Here is an 18841-nt window from a genome sequence, read left to right as displayed (position 1 = left end):
TTATTTGCCTCCCTTACGTAGGCGAGGGTCTAGAATCATGTACAGCATGTCAGCCATTAAGTTGAAGCACAGCATGAACATCGTCATGATAATTAGCTGACCTTGAAGTACTTGGTAGTCACGTGCGTGAATTGCGTTTAGAAGCACTGTGCCTAGGCCTGGGTAGTTGAAGATCATCTCGATGATAAGCTGACCACCGATTGCCATACCTAGAGACATTGAAAGTGCTGTAACACTTGGTAGTAGTGCGTTACGTGCGGCGTAGTTAAATACAACACGGTTTTGGCTTAGACCCTTACCTTTTGCCATCGTGATGTAGTCTTCAGCAAGAAGGTTGATCATGTTGTTACGCATATTTACTAGGAAGCCACCAATCTGAACAATCGTTGCACAGAACAATGGAAGAACCGCGTGATAACCAACGTCCTTTATGAATTCCCAACTTGTCCAGTCAGGAATGGTACCCGGTGTGTAAGCGTAACCAGATGGGAACCATTTAAGACCGATTGCAAAAATAAACAGCGCTAGCATCGCGATAACCATTTGCGGGATTGCTTGGATAATTAGCGTTCCAGGCGTTACAAATGCATCGTATTTGCTACCACGTTTCCATGCTGCAAAGATACCCAGTACAGATGCAATAGAGAATGAAAGCACAACTGCCGTACCAGCTAGGAATAGTGACCAACCAAATGCACTGCCTAGTAGAGAGTTAACTGAAAGCGGGTAGAACTGGATAGAAGTGCCTAGCTCCCAGCTTAGAATGTTTTTAATGTACGACAGGTATTGAACATAAATTGGACCATCTACGAAACCTAACAGCTCTTTCATTGCTGCGATTCGCTCTGGTGTTACCTGTACTGATGCGTTAGCAAACATCATGGTAACTGGGTCACCAGGCATTGCTCGCGGAATAATGAAGTTTAACGTCGCTGCAACCAAGAGCGCGACAAGATAGAACGACAAACGTCTTAAAAAATAACCCATAACTCACACCTTACTCACCCAGATTTTTTCCCTGTTTCTGGTTTCAGGTCGCTCCTAGCGAAATTTAGAGCGAAAAATCCCCTGACGACGAGCGCCATATGTTGGTTTGGTCACAAGGGGATTTTTATAGGCGGCACACGGGATGTGTGCCGCTAGAAATGAACTTCTACTTATTTAACTGGTTTTAGATCCAATACGTGAAGTAGACGCTCTGGGATACCAGCCCAAATGTTTGGACGGCCCTTAGGATTTTCTTCGTTCCACCAACCAGTGAAGCGAGTTGTGTTGTATTGGTACATGTAAGCACCAGACAATACAGGAATAGTCACTTGGTCTTGAGCGATGATTTGCTGGATACCGTGAGCGATTTCTAGCTGTTCTTGCTTATCAGCTGTTTTGTAGAAGCTGTTAAGTAGGCCATCTAGCTTATCGTTCTTGTAGAAGTGCATCGCGAAACGAGGCATACCGTCGCCAGACTGAAGTGCTGAGTTGTAAGCACTGTTCCAGTAAGTGTATGGGTCTGCACCGTGGAAGTAGTTGGTGTACGCAACATCGTAAGTACCTTCAAGCATAGCTTGGTTGTACACAGAGAAATCTGGTGTACGAGCACGTGCTTTGATACCGACTTCTGCAAGTTGCTCAACAGCAAGCTGTACAGTGTTGTTGAAGTCAGTCCAACCGTTTGGAGATTGGATTAGAAGCTCGAAAGACTTACCTGATGGAGTGTCAACAAAACCATCTTTGTTTACGTCTTTGAAGCCAGCTTTAGCTAGAAGCTTCTTAGCGCCTTCAGCGTTGTATGAGTTGTAAGCTTTGAACTTGTCATGAGTCTTTTCGTCAGACCAAGCTTCGAATGCGTAGCCAAGGCCAGATGCGAAGTCGTTCACAGTACCGCCGCCGTAGAAAGCGATATCAATGATAGTTTGACGGTCAAGAGCCATAGAGAATGCACGACGGAAGTCAACGTTAGTTAGTGCTTCGTTTTTCGCTGCATCTGGGTTCTTGAAGTTTACAACGAATGCCTGTGTACCTGCTGGCGGGTACCAGTAGTGGTGTTTAGGGCTCGCTGCTGCGTAAGTACGGTCGATATCTGGAACGAATGAAGAAGTCCAGTCCATCTCACCGTTTACAACTTTACCTAGGAATTGGTCGTTGTTTGCGATTTGTGGAACACGTAGACAGTCAACGTCTAGGTTCGCTGCATCCCAGTAGTTCGGGTTTTCACACTGGATGTACAGCTGAGGAGTGAAAGTGTCGATCACTGTGAATGGGCCAGAACCTACTGGATTTTCGTTAGTGAATGTTGATGGATCTTTCACTTTGCTCCATACGTGCTTAGGTACAACTGGTACTTTAGCAATTTCGTAAGGAACGTTTGAGTTTGCTTCGCTTAGACGGAACTTAACTTTGTAATCGTTAACTTTTTCTACGCCAGTTACCCAAGAGTTGATACCAGATTGGTCTAGCTCTGGCTTCTCTTTAACTAGGTTGAAAGAGTAAACAACGTCATCAGCGGTAAACGCTTCGCCGTCAGACCATTTTACGCCTTTACGGATATCGAAAGTTACGCTCATTAGGTCGTCAGACATTTGGAAGTTTTCTGCTAGACGGAATACCGGTGTGTTACCGTGCATTTCGTTGAAAACAACTAGAGGCTCGTAAATAAAGTCAGTAGTTGTGTGCAGGTTAGTTGCACCCAAGAAAGGGTTAAAGTTACGAACAAAAGTTGTAAACTCTTTAGGGTGGATAGTCAGTTCACTGCGCTCAGCGGCTGTAGCTACTGATGCAAAACCTGTAGTAGCCGTTGCAATAATTGCTGTTGCTAGTGCTGTTTTTTTAATATTGGCAAGCATAGCTGTTCCTTACTATTTGCTTTCATTTCACTAATGGAATTGAATGTCATCAATTGATAAACACTCTCCAAGGCCCACCTCTTCACTACACTTCAAATTGTGTCGCTCTAAGAGTGGCCTGTAGGCCTTAGGCAGGACTAAGAAAACACCTTATCCACAAAATAATCAAACTCGATTCCCGTTAAAAACGTTAAAAACTAAGCCAACTACGTTACAAACGTCATTTTGTTCGTTTTTAAGTCTCTGTAGGCTAAAAAACAAACGTTGATATGTGTCGCAGTTTATATCCGCACAAATACTGTGTGTTAGTGGTTGCTTACTTCATAGGTCTTTTATTGTATGTTTGTTTTGCATTCTCTTTGCTTTGGCGATCTGGCTCACACACGAAAATTTTGTTAATTAACTAGGTGAAATTTAATCTGCCGTTCTGTTGTGATTGACTTCGCAATCTCCGTTAATTGTTGGTCAATTTTCCCTTTAAAAGTAAAAAACAGCCCATTTCGGCGATGAAATTTGGCGGCTGATTATGCTTTTTTTATGGGGGAAAGGAAGTGTTTTTTCTGCGTATTTGTTCGAAATGACACGATGCTATTTGCCGTCGCTCAACCCAGAAAAAACTTGGTTTAATCGTCTTTTAAAAATGATTCTGATATGTTGCTTCCAAGTCTTATAGGAAGGACTGAGGTGGGAAAGTGGTTCATTATTGAGTGGTGAATGAGGTGAATACATTTGAGCATTGCTGTGGAAGCTAGGGTGGCTGCTTTTACTATCAAAAAAAGCCCTGCGCGAGGCAGGGCTTGAATTAAAATAGGCATGCTTAGCTCGTGAGGAGCCTTTGCAGTTTGTCCCGCTGTGCTTCGATGTAAGCACGTTCTGGGCTTTGTTCTTTACAGTGCTCAAGAATAAACTCTATCGAGTTTAAAACGGTTCTCCAGCGTGGTGTTTTTGGCAGAGTTTCGATGCGCATGTATTTATCAAGTGTTCGAGTCTGTAATGTACTGCGGTCTAGGTAAACACGCCAAAAGCCACTTTGCTCAGCGAAAGCAAACTTGGTTTCTCCTGTAACGGATTCCCAGTATTCTAAAGCATGTGTCATCGCATCAACCAGTACTTCACGCATCAACTCTTGTTTATCTTTCTTATTGCCTAATGCTTTGTCGGCAAGACGAGTAAACTCTCCGCCCAGCTCTTTCAGTTTTTGTAGTTGATCTTTGTCTCCATCGAACGCATAGCATGAAAGAACTTCTACTGCGGTTTCCAGATTATGAATACGTGCTGCGTTTGCTCCACCACCAACGTTAAAGATGTACATAACGTCTAAACCAGAGCCTTCTGGCAGTTTGAGAATGTCTGCTTCAATGTTTTGACGGATATCTTCGATGTAGATATCAATCTTGCCACAGTAGTGTGGTTGCTTGACGGTTAAGAATTTTGGCGCAATGAGTTCATCAGCTGATGAGCGTTTTAACTGTTCTAGGCTGCGTTTGAAGAGTTTACAAGCCGCCTCGTTGGCAAAGCGAATTCGTTGGTCTTCTCGCAAACAGATGATGGCCTCTGGAGCAGATTCAAGTTGCTCTAACAAACGTCCTTGTGTTTCAAGTAAACTGGCTTCGACTTCTGCGCGTTGACGCAGTTCAGATTCAAGCAACTTGTTTTCCATGTGACGCATTTCGGCTTTGCTTGCTGTCAAATGCGCTTGGATTCGAGCGGCTAGTTCTTGTTTATTAAATGGTTTGGACAAGTAATCATTTGCACCAGCCTCGAAGCCTCTTACACGATCTTCTGTCTGGCTTAATGCCGTTAACATGATGATCGGCAGTTCTGCGTGGTCGTAAGTGTTACGTAACTCGCTACATACCTGGTAGCCACTCATGCCTGGCATCATGATATCCAATAGCAACAGCTCTGGTTTCTCTTGTTCAATTAACGCTAGCGTATCAGGGCCATCTGAAATCGTACGCACTCGATAGCCTTCCAATCGTAAGAAGCTCTCTAAAACGCGTAAGTTTACTGGTTCATCATCTGCGACGTAGAGTAGTGGACCATCCGGGTTTTCTGGCAGAGATAAGTCGTCGGTGTTTTCCAAATTTGCTTCAGGGATTTGGAAGTGACCACGAGCCGCCAGAGTTTGTGTTGCTTTTATTTCCTCTTCTGTTGCAAGAGGTAAAGTGAAGCTAAAGGTTGTTCCTACCATTGGTTGACTACTTACATACAGTGAGCCGCCCATCAACTCGATAAGCTGACGGCTAATGGATAGGCCGAGTCCTGCACCCTGACGGTAACGACTTGCATCTTGGCCCGCCTGAATGAGCGGTTCAAAGATGTGCTCCAAATGTTCCGCTGGGATACCTTGGCCAGTATCAACGACTTGGACGCGCACCTGATCGTCCACCACATTTGCGGAGATGACAATTTTACCTTCTGAGGTGTACTTAATTGCGTTACCAATCAAATTGTAAAGCACTTGCTCTATACGTTGTGGATCGGCAGAGACCGCTTTTAAGTCCGCAGGGACTTGGTTAATGATGCGGATTGTTTTGTTACCTAACAGGTGGCCAGAGAGTTCCAGTACCAAACGTGTTGCACTTGCTAAGCTTACCGCTGATTTTTGGATATCCATGCTGCCATAGCGCATCTTATGATAATCCAATAAATCATCAACGAGATTTGCCAAGCGCTGACCACTCTTAATAATGATGTCTAGCTGGTATTTTTGGCTCGCAGGAATCACACCGTTTGCGCCAGATACCAATGTCTCTGCAATCCCCACCATGCCGTGTAGCGGTGTCCGCAATTCGTGAGACGTAGTTGCTAAGAATTCATCTTTGAGTTTGTCTGCTAATTGCAACTCCTCGTTTTGCTTTTGAATCAACTTAATGTTGCTCTCAAGCTCTTCGTTTTGTTGTTTAATCGTTTGAATCTTTTCTCGAATTGAGCGCTGCATACGTTCAAAGCTGATCGCAAGACGCCCGATCTCATCTTTTCGCTGAGTATTAAAGGTCGTCTCATCTAAGTCACCAGCAGACACTTTCTCTGCTGCCCAAGTAAGCTTGAGTAGCGGCGAAGTGATGAAATTAGATAAGTAATGTGAAGCGATAACGACTAATACAATTGCAATCAACATCGCAATCACAAACAGTTTCTCAAGCTGATGGACACGGGCAAACGCTTCTTTTTCAGGAAGCTGTACGACTAGCGCCCAAGTTAGACCACGAGTTTCAATGGGTGCAAACGCCGCGATCATCTCTTCACCTAAGCGGTTGCTGTAAGTGCCTACTTCGGTTTCGCCCGCGAGTGCTTTGTCGATAATTTCTAGGCTGTTTTGGATGTTGTCTTGCTTGGTGTTAATTGTACGAGGTTTGTGATCACTGCCAACCAACAAAGTCTCAATAGAAGAATCACGGTTAATTTCTGCAATTAGCTTTGTAATGCCATTGTTTGGTAGTCGGAACATGGCATAGCTGTGCAGGTAACCTTGCTGAACAATCGGCGCACCTAGCCAGGCGACTTGCTTACCGTTTTCGATCTCAAAGTCAGAAAACACAACAGGTGTGTAATCTTCATTGACTTTACGACGCGCATTAACGTCCTCCGACAGACGTTTGAATGTTCGGCCCAAGGCGCTGTCTTTATAGCTGCCAGTCAGTAAGTTTGTGCCGTAATTGTCATCTTTATTGATTGAATAAGTCACGTTACCGTCAATGTCGACCAACAAGATGTCGTTGAAGTCAGAGCGCTTTAACAGTTCTAGATACGCCCAGTGGTAGCGTTTATGTAATAGGCGATAACGCTCACTACCAACATAGTTAGAGGACTCTGGCAAAATTGAAGTTTTTATCTGGTCGCCACTGCCTTGGATATAACGTTGCTGTGCGTTCTCTCTTGCTTCGTCAATATCATGCCCTAGGCGACTGAATGCATTGACTAAACCATAGAATCGACCACCACTGGCATACGCCAATTCTGAGCGAACAAAGCCCATGACCTCAGTTTCTTGAGCCGCAAAGTAGTCGATGATCTGTTGTTGCTTCGTGTCACGCACAGAAAGTAGGTGTGAGGTACTTTGTTCTTGAAGATCTTTACTGTGTGACTGCAGGAAGAAAATCGCAGTGATCGTCAAAGGCGTGATACTAAGAACCAAAAACGCGGTCATTAGCGTGCTTTGCAGGCGCTTAAATTTCTGCTTTTTGTAGAATTTAAACATGAATAAGATTACAACTCATAAAAGGGCAGCGACCAAATTACTAGGGCTTGCCAAGGTTCTCGTTAAAAACGGATAAGAAGTTAGATTCGATAGAATTAACAAAATTAACGAGTTTTTTTTCTTTGACAAGAAAGTTGATTGCAAAGCGTGGGGAGTGACGCAGTTTTTCGAAGAGTTGAATGAAATTTAAGTAAGAAGTGCGCAGGATTTCACCTGCGCAATAGAGAGGCTAAGGTTTTTTCGCGTAGTAAATCGAGAACTTATTAGTCTTATTTAGCGTCTCGCAATTATTGAATGTTTGCTCAATAATTGGGGGGTATTTCAAGAAGCTGTTTGCAACGATGATCATTTCACCATCTCGTGTCATGTAGCGTGGTGCTTGTCCAAGTAAGGTTTCGGCAGCGTTATAGTTGGTGTCTAAACCACTATGGAATGGTGGGTTACTAATGATAAAACGGTAGTCTTTAGCCGTGTCTGAGTAGATATCTGAGGCAAAAACACGACCTGATAACCCGTTCGCTTCGAGTGTTGCTTGGCTTGAAGTGATGGCATACGCGTTGATGTCACACATTTCAATCGCAATTTCTGGATTGGCTTTCGCCATAAATGCGCCTAAAACACCTGCACCACAACCGAAGTCGAGCACTTTACCTGACAGGTTTGGCAACGTTTCTAAAAGTAATTGGCTACCCAAGTCAAATTCACCATGGCTGAATACACCTGGAAGGCTTTTTACTTCAACGGATTGTTCTCCAAGAGTAATGGTATAAGATTTAAACCATTCTGCCTGATCAAACGGCTTTGGCTCGCTCAAGCATGTTCCCCAGTAAAATGAACAACGACGAGCCGTGTCGTACTTCTTCACAGGACCATAGCCTTTAAACATTTTCTCAATGCTTTTCACGCCGGAGCGATTTTCGCCGACGACTACGATCTCAGTGTTGATGCCTAGCTTCGCCATTAACATAGCGAGTAGGTACTCCGCCTCTGGCTTTGCCTTTGGCCAGTACAGTAACACCATGTCTGCCTGCGTATCGGCATCAAACTCTGAACCAAAATGGCTTTTGATTTTTTCAGAAGTACTGATTTGACGGTAATAGCTGTAGTTTGAAGTGAATACTTCAACAGACTCACAGTGATCCACCAGTTCCAGTGGAAATAAGTCTTCTACTTCACCAGCAACTAAAACGTGTTTTCCGTTAAAATACTCGAGTTGACGCTGAGCTATTTGGCTTGGAGCGATATAAGCAGACATAAATTTGGTTCATCAGAAATAATTAGGGCCAGATTTTCGCATAATCTGGCCCAAGCTTGAAGTGAATAAGCGGTTGTTAGCTATTGTCTTGTTGGTTGAGGAAGTCTTTAAACTCTTCTTCGTAGATATTGAATAGAACCATGGTCACGGCAAAGATCAGTGGACCGTAAATAAGGCCAATTAAACCAAATAGATGCAGACCACCCAGCAGCGAGAAGAAGATCATTAGCGTGTTCATGCCTGCGCTGCCTTGCATTAGCAATGGACGTAATAGGTTATCGATCGAACCAACGACAACGATACTCCACACCGTCAAGAAGATTGCCCAAGTGGTGTCACCAGTCAGGAACAAGTAGGCTGCTGCTGGAATCCAGATCAGTGCGGTACCGACCACTGGAATGAAAGAGGCGAAGCCCATCATGGTGCCCCAGAATAAGCCCGGGAAACCAGCAAGCCACATACCGATACCGCCAGCGAAACCTTGCGCTATTGCGGTTAAGAACGAGCCCATAACTGCAGATTTCGATACTTGCTCAATTTCGGTCAGTATTTTGTCTTCTTGGCTACGAGAGAGCGGCAGAATATGGCGCATCGCCGAGATGATCTTGTCGTGGTCACGCAGTAGGAAGAACAAAACGAACAACATTAGGAAGAAATCCATTAGGAAGTTCGTTGCATCACCGAGGATTTTTGCGCTAATAGCTACAAGGTTTGAACCAAATGATGTGGCGAATTGACCAATCTTCTCTGCGATAGCTTGAGGTTCTATTTTATCGAAAGGTAAGTACTCATTAACCAGTGCTAAACCTTTGACTACCCAAGGGTGTTGGAAGATATCTTGGATTCCACCATTGGTCACCCACTTATAGGTGTTTTGAGAAAAGACGGAACCTTGCTGAACGATAGCAGCAAAGACAAACAACAATGGAATCACAATAATAAAGGTTAGAACCACACAAGAGAGTAGCGAGACCAAGTTTTTATGGTTAGGCATTTTGCTCTCAAACCACTCATGTATTGGGAACATAAGTAGCGAGATGATAAAGGCCATTACGATTGAGTTTACATAGGGCTCAACCAATAAATAGCAGGCAAAAGCAGCGGCGAGTAGTGCAACAACTAACACTCGGTGACTCGACGTGATTTTTACATTGTTCGGCATGGGATTAATCCAACTTACGGATGATGTTACGGCTAGCGCTTTATACCACAGCGTCAAACCTTTATTACTTTGCACCGACGATTCTTTCAAGCTTATGACATAGCCGAATTGGGAAGGTGCAACGGACCTTGTTATAATGACCACAAATCAGGCAGTTATCAATCAAGAGATAGAAAAATGGGTTGTTGTAACGGTGACAAGAAGTGTCAGAGTGAAAAGAAAACTAAGCGTATTCCGTGGTTTGGTATCGTTCTTGGCGTGTTAGCTATCTTAGTGATTTTTAACTGGCAAGCGTAATGCAGGCAATAAAAAAGGACCGTGAAGGTCCTTTTTAGTATTGATGTTCTGGGGAGAAAAGCTTACTTCGCTTCTTCTGCCAGAATTGCAAAACAGCGATCTGCCGCTTCTAATGTTGCATCGATCTCTTTTGAGCCGTGTGCAAGAGAAGTGAAGCTTGCTTCGAATGCCGATGGCGCTAGGTATACGCCGTGTTTTAGCATTAGGTGGAAGAAACGTTTGAAGCGCTCAACATCGCACTTAGTCACGTCTTCGTAGCACGTTACGGTTTCTTGGTCAGTGAAGAAGAAGCCAAACATACCGCCCACTTGGTTTACTACCAATGGCACGCCGTGTTTGTCGGCAAGTTCTTTGAAGCCTTGTGCAAGTTGCTTAGTTTTTGCTGCTAGGCGCTTTTCGTTCCCTTCTTCTTTTAGAAGGTTCAAACATGCAAAGCCTGCTGCCATTGCAACTGGGTTACCAGAAAGCGTGCCTGCTTGGTAAACAGGGCCTGTTGGCGCTACGTATTGCATGACTTCTTTACGACCACCAAAAGCGCCCACTGGCATACCACCACCGATAACCTTACCTAGTGTCGTTAGGTCTGGTTTGATGTTGTAGTGTGCTTGCGCGCCACCAAGAGCAACACGGAAACCTGTCATTACTTCATCAAATATCAGTAGTGCACCTTCTTGGTCACAGATTTCGCGTAGACCTTCATGGAAGCCTTCTACTGGTGGAATACAGTTCATGTTGCCCGCAACTGGCTCAACGATGATACAAGCGATTTCGCCTTTGTTTGCAGCGAACAGTTCACGGACTGAATCTAGATCGTTGAATGTTGCCGTTAACGTATGCTTAGCAAAATCTGCAGGAACGCCAGGAGAGCTTGGTTGGCCTAGAGTTAGTGCGCCAGAGCCCGCTTTTACTAGCAAGCTGTCAGCGTGGCCGTGGTAACAACCTTCAAATTTCATGATCTTGTCACGGCCAGTGAAGCCACGAGCAAGACGGATAGCACTCATGGTTGCTTCTGTGCCAGAGCTCACCATGCGGATTTGTTCCATTGATGGCACGAGCTCAGATACAAGCTCAGCCATTGCGATTTCCATCTCAGTTGGCGCACCAAAACTTAGACCGCGTTGTGCTGCATCGATAACTGCTTGACGGATAACTGCGTGGTTATGACCTAGAATCATAGGACCCCAAGAGCCAACGTAATCAATGTACGCTTTACCATCGGCATCAAAAATCAGGGCACCGTCTGCTCGTTCGATAAATAGCGGAGAACCGCCAACGCCGTTGAATGCACGAACTGGTGAGTTCACACCGCCAGGAATGGTTTGCTGAGCCTTTTGATATAGCTCTGATGATTTGGTCATGGGGTTATCCTCTTTTGATTGCTCGGACCAAGTGGAGCGCATTGTACCTAGCTAATTTCAAGTTAGAAACGTTTTGGGTAATTTATGTGTAGTCTGGCGTTGTAATCTTACATATCAGCATCGGATATAAAGAATCGGCGGTGAATACTTGAACGAGTTGGTCAGGTATTAGATAATCGCTCTAATTAGCACAAATTTGACGTCTTGCTTCAGGCTTGACGCATTACACGAGTGAGAGAGGTCTTCGTGAGCGAAGTAAACGTACCATTGTCTTTTTCTGATGCCGCGGCATCTCGCGTTCAAACGTTGATTGCGGAAGAAGAAAACCCAGCGCTGAAATTACGCGTATACATTACTGGTGGAGGCTGTAGTGGTTTCCAATACGGTTTCACATTTGATGAGAACGTAAATGAAGGCGACACAACAATCGTAAACAGCGGTGTAACACTGGTTGTAGACCCAATGAGCCTGCAATACCTAATCGGTGGCGTGGTTGATTACACAGAAGGTTTAGAAGGAGCTCGCTTCTTCGTCAATAACCCAAATGCGACGACAACTTGTGGTTGTGGTGCATCATTCAGTGTTTAATTAACACGACAACAGGCAGCCAATTGGCTGCCTGAGTTTTACGTAGCAGGAAGTCACGTAAACGCACTCCCAGTTCCAAAGAGAGCTGCGAGCTAAAAATAAAAAGGACTTTGTATGTCTGGATCTTCTTTTGGACGTCGTATTGTAGAGCGTCCATGGCTAGTCTCTCTAACGCTTGTGGTCGCTTTAGCTGCTTGGCTCGCAATGGGTCAACTTAAAGCACAAGACGAAACGGCTTCTCCTTCAAACTCTCAATCCGAAGACAGGCCTGTTGCTAAGGTGATGTTCAACTCTTTTACCGCCCAACCAACCAGCAAAACCATTGAACTGTACGGTCGCACTGCACCAAATCGACAAGCTCGCCTAGGGGCTGAAGTCGCAGGTAAGATCATCAGTTTGAATGTGCAAAAAGGGCAAAGCGTGAAACAAGGGCAGGTGATTGCCAATATTGATGAACGTGACCTCGATATTCAGCTCAAACGCGCTAAAGCGATGCTGCGTGTTAAAGAAAAAGAGTTTAAAGCCGCAGAGTCTCTGAAAAATCGAGGGTTACAGGGTGAAGTTGCGTTTGCCACAGCACAAGCTGCCTTGGTTGATGCTCGAGCAAATCTAAGTAACGTTGAAACTGCACTCAAAAACACCAAAGTAAGAGCGCCTTTCGATGGCATTCTTGACCATCGGTTCGTTGAAGTTGGTGACTTTGTTGGTGTTGGCGATCCGATTGCCACCGTTATTGACCTTGAAAAGTTAGTCATCGAGGCGGATGTGAGCGAGCGTCACATTCAGTATTTAAAAGAAGGCCAAGTCGCTGACGTTCGCACTATCAACAACGTCCACCACCAAGGCACAATTCGTTATATCGGACGTGTGTCTTCGACTTCAACCAATACGTTCCCAATTGAGATCGAAATTGATAACCGTGAGAGTGCAATGCCGGCGGGGATCAGTGCCGAAGTCGTGTTGTCTTTGAGTGAAGTGTTGGCCGTAAAAGTGACCGCAGCGATGCTCGCGCTCGATGAAGAAGGCAACCTTGGCATCAAGACACTGCGTGATCAGCATGTCCACTTTGTTCCTATTCAACTTGTGAAAGCCGAAAAAGATGGTGTTTGGCTGTCTGGATTGGGCGACCAAGTGGACATCATTGTGCTCGGACAAGGTTTTGCGCGTGATGGTGATTTAGTGATGGCGACGAAGGTGGATGATGCCATCGAAGCCGCGAATCAGCAGTAAGGAGGCAATATGTTTGCTTTGATTGATGCTGCGTTATCGCGTGCACGTACCATGCTCACCTTGTTGGTGATGATTTTGATTGCAGGTGTGATCACCTACATCACGATCCCCAAAGAGTCGAGTCCCGACATCACTATCCCAATCATTTATGTTTCTGTTGGGCATCAGGGGATTTCACCAACAGATGCAGAACGCTTATTGGTACGCCCAATAGAGCAAGAGTTGCGTTCGATTGAAGGCGTAAAAGAAATGACCGCTGTGGCTTCAGAAGGTCATGCCTCGGTCACGCTTGAATTTAGTGTGGGTGTTGATCTGGCCGAGGCGATGGCGGATGTGCGCGATGCTGTGGATCTAGCTAAGCCGAAGTTGCCAGAAGACAGCGACGAACCGACCGTAAATGAAGTCACATTTGCCTCTGAAGAACCAGTACTTACGGTTGTGCTTTACGGGACTGTACCAGAACGTACAACTGTACAAATTGCCCGTGTACTTCGCGATAAATTAGAAAGCTATCGCCAAGTCTTGGAAGTGGATATTGCGGGAGATCGGGAGGACATTGTAGAGATCGTCGTCGATCCATTGCTGATGGAAAGCTACGGTTTGGATCAAGCGGATATCTACAACTTGATCGCGTTAAACAACCGTGTCGTTGCAGCAGGTTTTGTCGACACGGGGTATGGACGATTCTCAGTTAAAGTCCCTTCTGTTTTTGATTCTTTAAAAGACGTCTTAGAGTTGCCAATTAAAGTTAATGGCAAAGAGGTGATTACCTTTGGAGATGTGGCGACGGTGCGTAGGGCGTTTCGTGATCCTGAGAGTTTTGCTCGCTTAGATGGTAATCCTGCTGTTGTTCTCAACGTCAAAAAGCGCGCGGGTGAAAACATCATTGAGACAGTTGAGTTAGTCAAACAAGTAATGCTCGAGGCACAAAAGCGTTCAGAGTGGCCGAATAACCTACAAGTCAAATACACGTGGGATCAGTCTGATGACGTCAAACTGATGCTCAACGATCTGCAAAACAACATTCTCTCGGCAATCATTCTTGTGGTGATTGTTATCATTGCAATTCTTGGGGTTCGAACGGCGTTGCTTGTTGGGATCTCTATTCCGGGTTCTTTCCTGACGGGGTTATTAGTTCTGTCGGTATTTGGCTTAACGGTCAACATTGTTGTGTTGTTTGCTCTCATCATGGCAGTCGGCATGCTCGTTGATGGGGCAATTGTCGTGACAGAGTTTGCCGATAGGCGGATGCAAGAGGGTATACCACGTAAAGAAGCCTATCGTGATGCTGCAAAACGTATGGCATGGCCGATTACAGCCTCTACGGCTACCACTCTCGCCGCATTTGCTCCATTACTCTTTTGGCCAGATATTACTGGCGAGTTCATGAAGTATTTACCATTAACCTTAATTGCAACCTTGACTGCTTCTCTTGTAATGGCGTTGTTATTTGTGCCGGTTATAGGCGGAATCATTGGTAAGCCTCAAGCTGTTAACCAGAAAAGCCAGCAAGAGATGGTTGACTTGCACAACGGAGAGTTTGAGAAAGCGACGGGCATTACAAAGCTTTACTATCGTACGTTGTCGATTGCGATTAAGCACCCATTTAAAGTGTTACTTAGTGCGATATTGCTTGCGGGTGGCGTCGGTTTTACTTACAGCAAAGCTGGCTTAGGTGCGGAGTTTTTTCCAGAGGTAGATCCTGCATTCTTTACCGTCAAGGTGCGTTCTTACGGTGATTTATCGATCAACGAAAAAGACGTCGTGATGAAAGAGATCGAAAAAGTCATGCTAGGACACGATGAGTTTGAGAGTGTCTATACGCGTACCGGAACGGATTCAAATGATGGTGATGAGATTGGTCAGATTCAGATTACGCCTGTCGATTGGCAATATCGTCGCAAAGTGAAAGACATCATTGAAGAGCTCAAACAGACTACTAATCAATTCTCAGGTGTAGAGTTGGAGTACAAATTCCCCGATGCTGGTCCGCCAGTAGAGCATGATCTCGTCATTGAAATGTCGGCACAAAACTCAAGCATTGATCAGTTAGACAGTGCGGCCAAAATGGTTCGTTACTGGGCTGATCGTAATCCCGCTTTAACTAACTTGAGTGATACCACTAATAAAGAGGGGATTGACTGGCAGATTGATATTCGCAGGGACGATGCTTCTCGCTTTGCCGCTGATGCGACTTTGGTTGGTAATACTGTCCAGTTTGTGACTAACGGTTTGAAGATTGGTGATTATCTGCCCGATGACGCCGATGAAGAAGTCGATATCTTAGTGCGTTATCCGCAAGAGAAGCGGGATATCGGTCGGTTTGACCAATTACGTGTAAAAACGGCGGCCGGCTTAGTGCCGATCACTAACTTTGCTCAGATTAAGCCAGACCACAAGCAAGATACAATTCGACGTGTTGATGGCCGACGCGTAGTGAACATCAAAGCAGACATGGTTGAAGGCTATAACCTTGCTCTTGAATTACCAAAGATAGCGGCAGAAGTAGAGCAGCTGGGCTTGCCTGCTGGTATTGAGTTTAAAATTCGCGGTCAAAACGAGGAGCAAGAAAACTCTTCTGCTTTTTTACAAAGTGCTTTCATGGTTGCACTGGGTGTGATGGCTTTGATCCTGATTACTCAATTCAACAGCTTCTACCAAGCATTTTTGATTTTAAGTGCTGTCCTGTTCTCTACGGTTGGTGTGTTTGCTGGCTTGCTCATCTTCCAAAAACCGTTCGGCATCATTATGTCGGGTATTGGGGTGATTGCGTTGGCTGGTATTGTTGTAAACAACAACATCGTATTGATCGACACCTATAACCAAATGCGTAAACGTGGTCTAGAAAAGTCAGACGCGATATTACGGACTGGGGTTCAGCGCTTGCGCCCTGTGTTGCTTACCACAGTGACGACCATATTAGGTTTGTTGCCAATGGTGTTAGAAATGAACATCGATTTGGTGAATCAAAAAGTTGAATTTGGCGCACCAAGTACCCAATGGTGGTCTCAATTAGCAACCGCAGTTGCTGGTGGCTTGGCATTTGCGACCGTGCTGACTTTGGTTTTAACGCCTTGCCTGTTAATGCTTGGACGTGAGCATAATATTGATGATTCTCAAACAGAAACAAAAGAGGCAGCCTAGGCTGCCTCTTGGTGATTCAATTTTTACTCGCATCACTCAACATTATTTCATTGCGAGTAACTTACTGTAACGGTCAAGCTTCGCCATGCTGATTTTCGCGTTAGCCATAAAGGTTTGCTTTGCTTTCCCCGTCAAAGATTTCGATTGCGGCAATTTTACCGTCCTTGCGTTCTTGTGTACGCCGTTTACTAAGAACTCATAATGCAGGTGAGGTCCGGTTACTCGTCCAGTACCACCTAGAGTACCAATCGTTTGTCCTTGTTTAACACGTTGACCTGTCTTCACCATGCGTTTGGTTAAGTGTAAGTACTTAGTCACATAGGTATTGCTGTGTTTAATGAAGACGTAGTTACCATTGAATTTGTTGTAAGCCGACTTCAGCACTACGCCGTTACCCGCAGCCCAAATTGGAGTACCAACTGGTGCTGCATAGTCTGTACCACGGTGAGGGCGAACTTTCCCGGTTACTGGGTGAAGGCGACGAGGGTTGAAGTTTGAGGTTACACGGCGGAAATCCAGAGGCGCACGTAAGAAGGCCTTTTTCATTGCTCGACCATTTTCGTCGAAGTACTTACCACTCTTCTCATCTAAAATCGCGGTGAAGGTGTCACCTTGGTTTTTAAAGACTGCGGCGATAATTTTGCCACGTCCAATGACTTCGCCCTCGACGACCTCTTCTTGATAAAGCACTCGGAAGGTGTCGTTTTTACGAATATCCAACGCAAAGTCGATATCCCAACCAAAGATTCCCGCCAGCTCCATGATTTGATTTGCATTCAATCCCGATGAAATACCAGCATTCCAGAAGTTAGATTTAATCGTCGCTTCGGCGTAGTTGTATTGATAGTCGACTTCTTTTTTGTCGACTTCAGAGACGTATTTACTTCCCTGCAACTTGATACGGAAAGTTTCAAAAGCATTCAATGTACGTTTTAGCTGTATAAAATCGTTATTTTCATCAAAGCCAAATTGCAACCGGTCTCCGGGACGAAGCCGAGTAAGCTGCGCTTTGATCTCTTTATCTGAAGTGATGAGTTCGTGAAGAAGACGAGGGGAGAGCCCTACACGATTAAACAGGACGGCAGCGCTTTCGCCATTTTTGACTTTGTAGGTTTCCCAACGCAAAACAGAAGGAAGATTAGAAGAGGCGCTGCGCTCGGGAGATTCTACAGAAATTGGTACCGAATAGTGCTCACCAACTTTGAGTCGGCTTTGCTGCGGGTCGAGGTCTTGCGGATCAGGCAAAAAGAATAGTGCAAAGATGATGAGGGCACTAAAAAAGCCGATCAATACTTTGTGCAAGAGTGGGAGTCTGACAAAAATCGAATGCATAAGGTACTTGATTGCTAAATTAAACGTAAAAATTGACAACTACCTAGTCTAACGTGTTTCAAAATGCATCGCTATTCAAGTAAGATGTTCAGCTATTATATTTTTGCCAAATCTGTGGGAGTGAACAAGAATGGCGAGCATTGAAGCTGCATTAGCCGAGATTAAGCGCGGTGTTGAAGAGCTGATTCCAGAAGAAGAGCTGATCGCGAAACTAAAAGAAGGCCGTCCTCTACGTATTAAACTCGGTGCCGATCCAACAGCACCTGACATCCACCTAGGCCATACGGTTATTTTCAATAAGCTTCGCTTGTTCCAAGAGCTAGGTCATGAAGTGACGTTCCTAATCGGTGACTTCACGGCAATGGTTGGCGATCCAACAGGTAAGAACACAACGCGTCCTCCACTTAGCCGTGAAGACGTATTGCGCAATGCAGAAACATACAAAGAGCAAGTATTTAAGATTCTTGATCCGGCTAAGACTAAGATTCAGTTCAACTCTGAGTGGCTATCTGAGCTTGGTGCCGAGGGTATGATTCGTTTAGCGGCAAACCAAACGGTTGCACGTATGCTAGAACGTGACGATTTTAAAAAGCGTTACGCAGGTGGTCAGCCAATCGCTATTCATGAGTTTATGTACCCACTACTGCAAGGTTGGGACTCAGTAGCAATGGAAACAGACGTTGAGCTTGGTGGTACTGACCAGAAGTTCAACCTACTAATGGGTCGTGAACTGCAAAAATCTCACGGTCAAAAACCACAAGTGGTATTAATGATGCCACTGCTTGTTGGTCTAGACGGTGAGAAGAAGATGTCTAAATCTTCTGGTAACTACATTGGTATTAGCGAAGCGCCAAGCGAAATGTTTGGTAAGATCATGTCTATCTCTGACGATCTAATGTGGAGCTACTACGAGCTACTGTCTTTCCGTCCATTGGAAGAAATTGCACAGTTCAAAGCTGACGTGGAAGCAGGTAAGAACCCTCGTGATATCAAAGTACTGCTAGCGAAAGAAATCATTGCTCGTTTCCATAGTGAAGCGGATGCTGATGCGGCAGAGCAAGAATTCGTGAACCGTTTTGCTAAGAACCAAATTCCAGATGAAATGCCTGAGTTTGATTTTGAAGCGGGCACACCAGTAGCAAACCTACTGAAAGAAGCAGGTCTATGTGCTTCAACTTCTGAAGCAATGCGCATGGTTAAACAAGGCGCAGCTAAGATTGAAGGCGAGAAAGTTGCTGATGCGAAGTTTGCGCCAGAATCTGGAACTTACGTATTCCAAGTTGGCAAACGCAAATTTGCACGTATTACTATTAAGTAATCAATAACTGCCCAAAATGAAAGCGCCTACTCGGCGCTTTTTTTGTATTAAAATTTAGTGAAATCGTGTGACATTGACTGTAAAAACAGATGAACTTTGTTACTATACGCGCG

The 18841-nt window shown here is 45.0% G+C and carries 11 protein-coding genes; 4 read left to right on the top strand and 7 right to left on the bottom strand.

Going from position 1 to position 18841, the window contains the following annotated elements; genetic code table 11:
- The 6 genes from L1076_RS08825 to hemL all read right to left on the bottom strand — a co-directional run bounded on the left by L1076_RS08825 (position 1) and on the right by hemL (position 11116).
- Positions 1 to 987 carry an ABC transporter permease gene (locus tag L1076_RS08825; protein WP_038865841.1) on the bottom strand — a complete coding sequence of 329 codons (987 nt, stop codon included), beginning with the start codon at positions 985 to 987 and terminating at the stop codon, positions 1 to 3.
- 170 nt (positions 988 to 1157) lie between these two features.
- Positions 1158 to 2840, bottom strand: a complete 1683-nt coding sequence (locus L1076_RS08820; protein WP_038865843.1) for an ABC transporter substrate-binding protein — start codon at positions 2838 to 2840, stop codon at positions 1158 to 1160.
- Between the two features lie 817 nt (positions 2841 to 3657).
- Complete coding sequence (locus L1076_RS08815; protein WP_038878951.1) at positions 3658 to 7044, bottom strand: response regulator; 3387 nt, start codon at positions 7042 to 7044, stop codon at positions 3658 to 3660.
- A gap of 229 nt (positions 7045 to 7273) precedes the next feature.
- Positions 7274 to 8299 carry a 16S rRNA (guanine(1207)-N(2))-methyltransferase RsmC gene (gene rsmC / locus L1076_RS08810; protein ID WP_038865846.1) on the bottom strand — a complete coding sequence of 342 codons (1026 nt, stop codon included), beginning with the start codon at positions 8297 to 8299 and terminating at the stop codon, positions 7274 to 7276.
- Between the two features lie 76 nt (positions 8300 to 8375).
- Positions 8376 to 9461 carry an AI-2E family transporter gene (locus L1076_RS08805; RefSeq protein WP_038865847.1) on the bottom strand — a complete coding sequence of 362 codons (1086 nt, stop codon included), beginning with the start codon at positions 9459 to 9461 and terminating at the stop codon, positions 8376 to 8378.
- A gap of 359 nt (positions 9462 to 9820) precedes the next feature.
- Positions 9821 to 11116: a glutamate-1-semialdehyde 2,1-aminomutase gene (hemL, locus tag L1076_RS08800; protein WP_038865849.1), complete on the bottom strand. Its 1296-nt coding sequence runs from the start codon at positions 11114 to 11116 to the stop codon at positions 9821 to 9823.
- Between the two features lie 246 nt (positions 11117 to 11362).
- Between hemL and erpA the strand changes: the two genes are divergently transcribed.
- From erpA to L1076_RS08785, 3 genes are all read left to right on the top strand, one after another.
- Entirely contained in the window at positions 11363 to 11704 is a 342-nt protein-coding gene (gene erpA / locus L1076_RS08795) for an iron-sulfur cluster insertion protein ErpA (RefSeq protein WP_005439421.1), read from the top strand.
- A 114-nt stretch (positions 11705 to 11818) separates the two neighbouring features.
- The gene (locus tag L1076_RS08790) at positions 11819 to 12934 is read left to right on the top strand and encodes an efflux RND transporter periplasmic adaptor subunit (protein ID WP_054756402.1); all 1116 of its coding nucleotides are present in this window, start codon (positions 11819 to 11821) and stop codon (positions 12932 to 12934) included.
- A 9-nt stretch (positions 12935 to 12943) separates the two neighbouring features.
- Positions 12944 to 16078, top strand: a complete 3135-nt coding sequence (locus L1076_RS08785; RefSeq protein ID WP_237303515.1) for an efflux RND transporter permease subunit — start codon at positions 12944 to 12946, stop codon at positions 16076 to 16078.
- A 42-nt stretch (positions 16079 to 16120) separates the two neighbouring features.
- Here L1076_RS08785 and L1076_RS08780 read toward each other — a convergent pair whose 3' ends face one another.
- Positions 16121 to 17410, bottom strand: a complete 1290-nt coding sequence (locus L1076_RS08780) for a peptidoglycan DD-metalloendopeptidase family protein (RefSeq protein ID WP_042603158.1) — start codon at positions 17408 to 17410, stop codon at positions 16121 to 16123.
- A gap of 130 nt (positions 17411 to 17540) precedes the next feature.
- On the opposite strand from L1076_RS08780, the gene tyrS reads away from it, so the two are divergent.
- On the top strand, positions 17541 to 18728 hold the full coding sequence (gene tyrS, locus L1076_RS08775; protein WP_038865855.1) for a tyrosine--tRNA ligase: 1188 nt from the start codon (positions 17541 to 17543) through the stop codon (positions 18726 to 18728).
- Positions 18729 to 18841 lie beyond the last annotated feature (113 nt).

Origin of the sequence: Vibrio sp. MMG023, assembly GCF_021654215.1 — a bacterium.
Classification (GTDB): domain Bacteria; phylum Pseudomonadota; class Gammaproteobacteria; order Enterobacterales; family Vibrionaceae; genus Vibrio; species Vibrio jasicida.
This window is presented reverse-complemented; position numbering and strand designations above follow the sequence as displayed.

Excerpts from the sequence above, each read along its gene's own strand:
- L1076_RS08785 (WP_237303515.1), top strand. The coding sequence starts at position 12,944 with ATGTTTGCTTTGATTGATGCTGCGTTATCGCGTGCACGTACCATGCTC.
- L1076_RS08825 (WP_038865841.1), bottom strand. The coding sequence starts at position 987 with ATGGGTTATTTTTTAAGACGTTTGTCGTTCTATCTTGTCGCGCTCTTG.
- L1076_RS08790 (WP_054756402.1), top strand. The coding sequence starts at position 11,819 with ATGTCTGGATCTTCTTTTGGACGTCGTATTGTAGAGCGTCCATGGCTA.
- L1076_RS08815 (WP_038878951.1), bottom strand. The coding sequence starts at position 7,044 with ATGTTTAAATTCTACAAAAAGCAGAAATTTAAGCGCCTGCAAAGCACG.
- tyrS (WP_038865855.1), top strand. The coding sequence starts at position 17,541 with ATGGCGAGCATTGAAGCTGCATTAGCCGAGATTAAGCGCGGTGTTGAA.
- L1076_RS08780 (WP_042603158.1), bottom strand. The coding sequence starts at position 17,410 with ATGCATTCGATTTTTGTCAGACTCCCACTCTTGCACAAAGTATTGATC.
- rsmC (WP_038865846.1), bottom strand. The coding sequence starts at position 8,299 with ATGTCTGCTTATATCGCTCCAAGCCAAATAGCTCAGCGTCAACTCGAG.
- hemL (WP_038865849.1), bottom strand. The coding sequence starts at position 11,116 with ATGACCAAATCATCAGAGCTATATCAAAAGGCTCAGCAAACCATTCCT.
- L1076_RS08820 (WP_038865843.1), bottom strand. The coding sequence starts at position 2,840 with ATGCTTGCCAATATTAAAAAAACAGCACTAGCAACAGCAATTATTGCA.
- L1076_RS08805 (WP_038865847.1), bottom strand. The coding sequence starts at position 9,461 with ATGCCGAACAATGTAAAAATCACGTCGAGTCACCGAGTGTTAGTTGTT.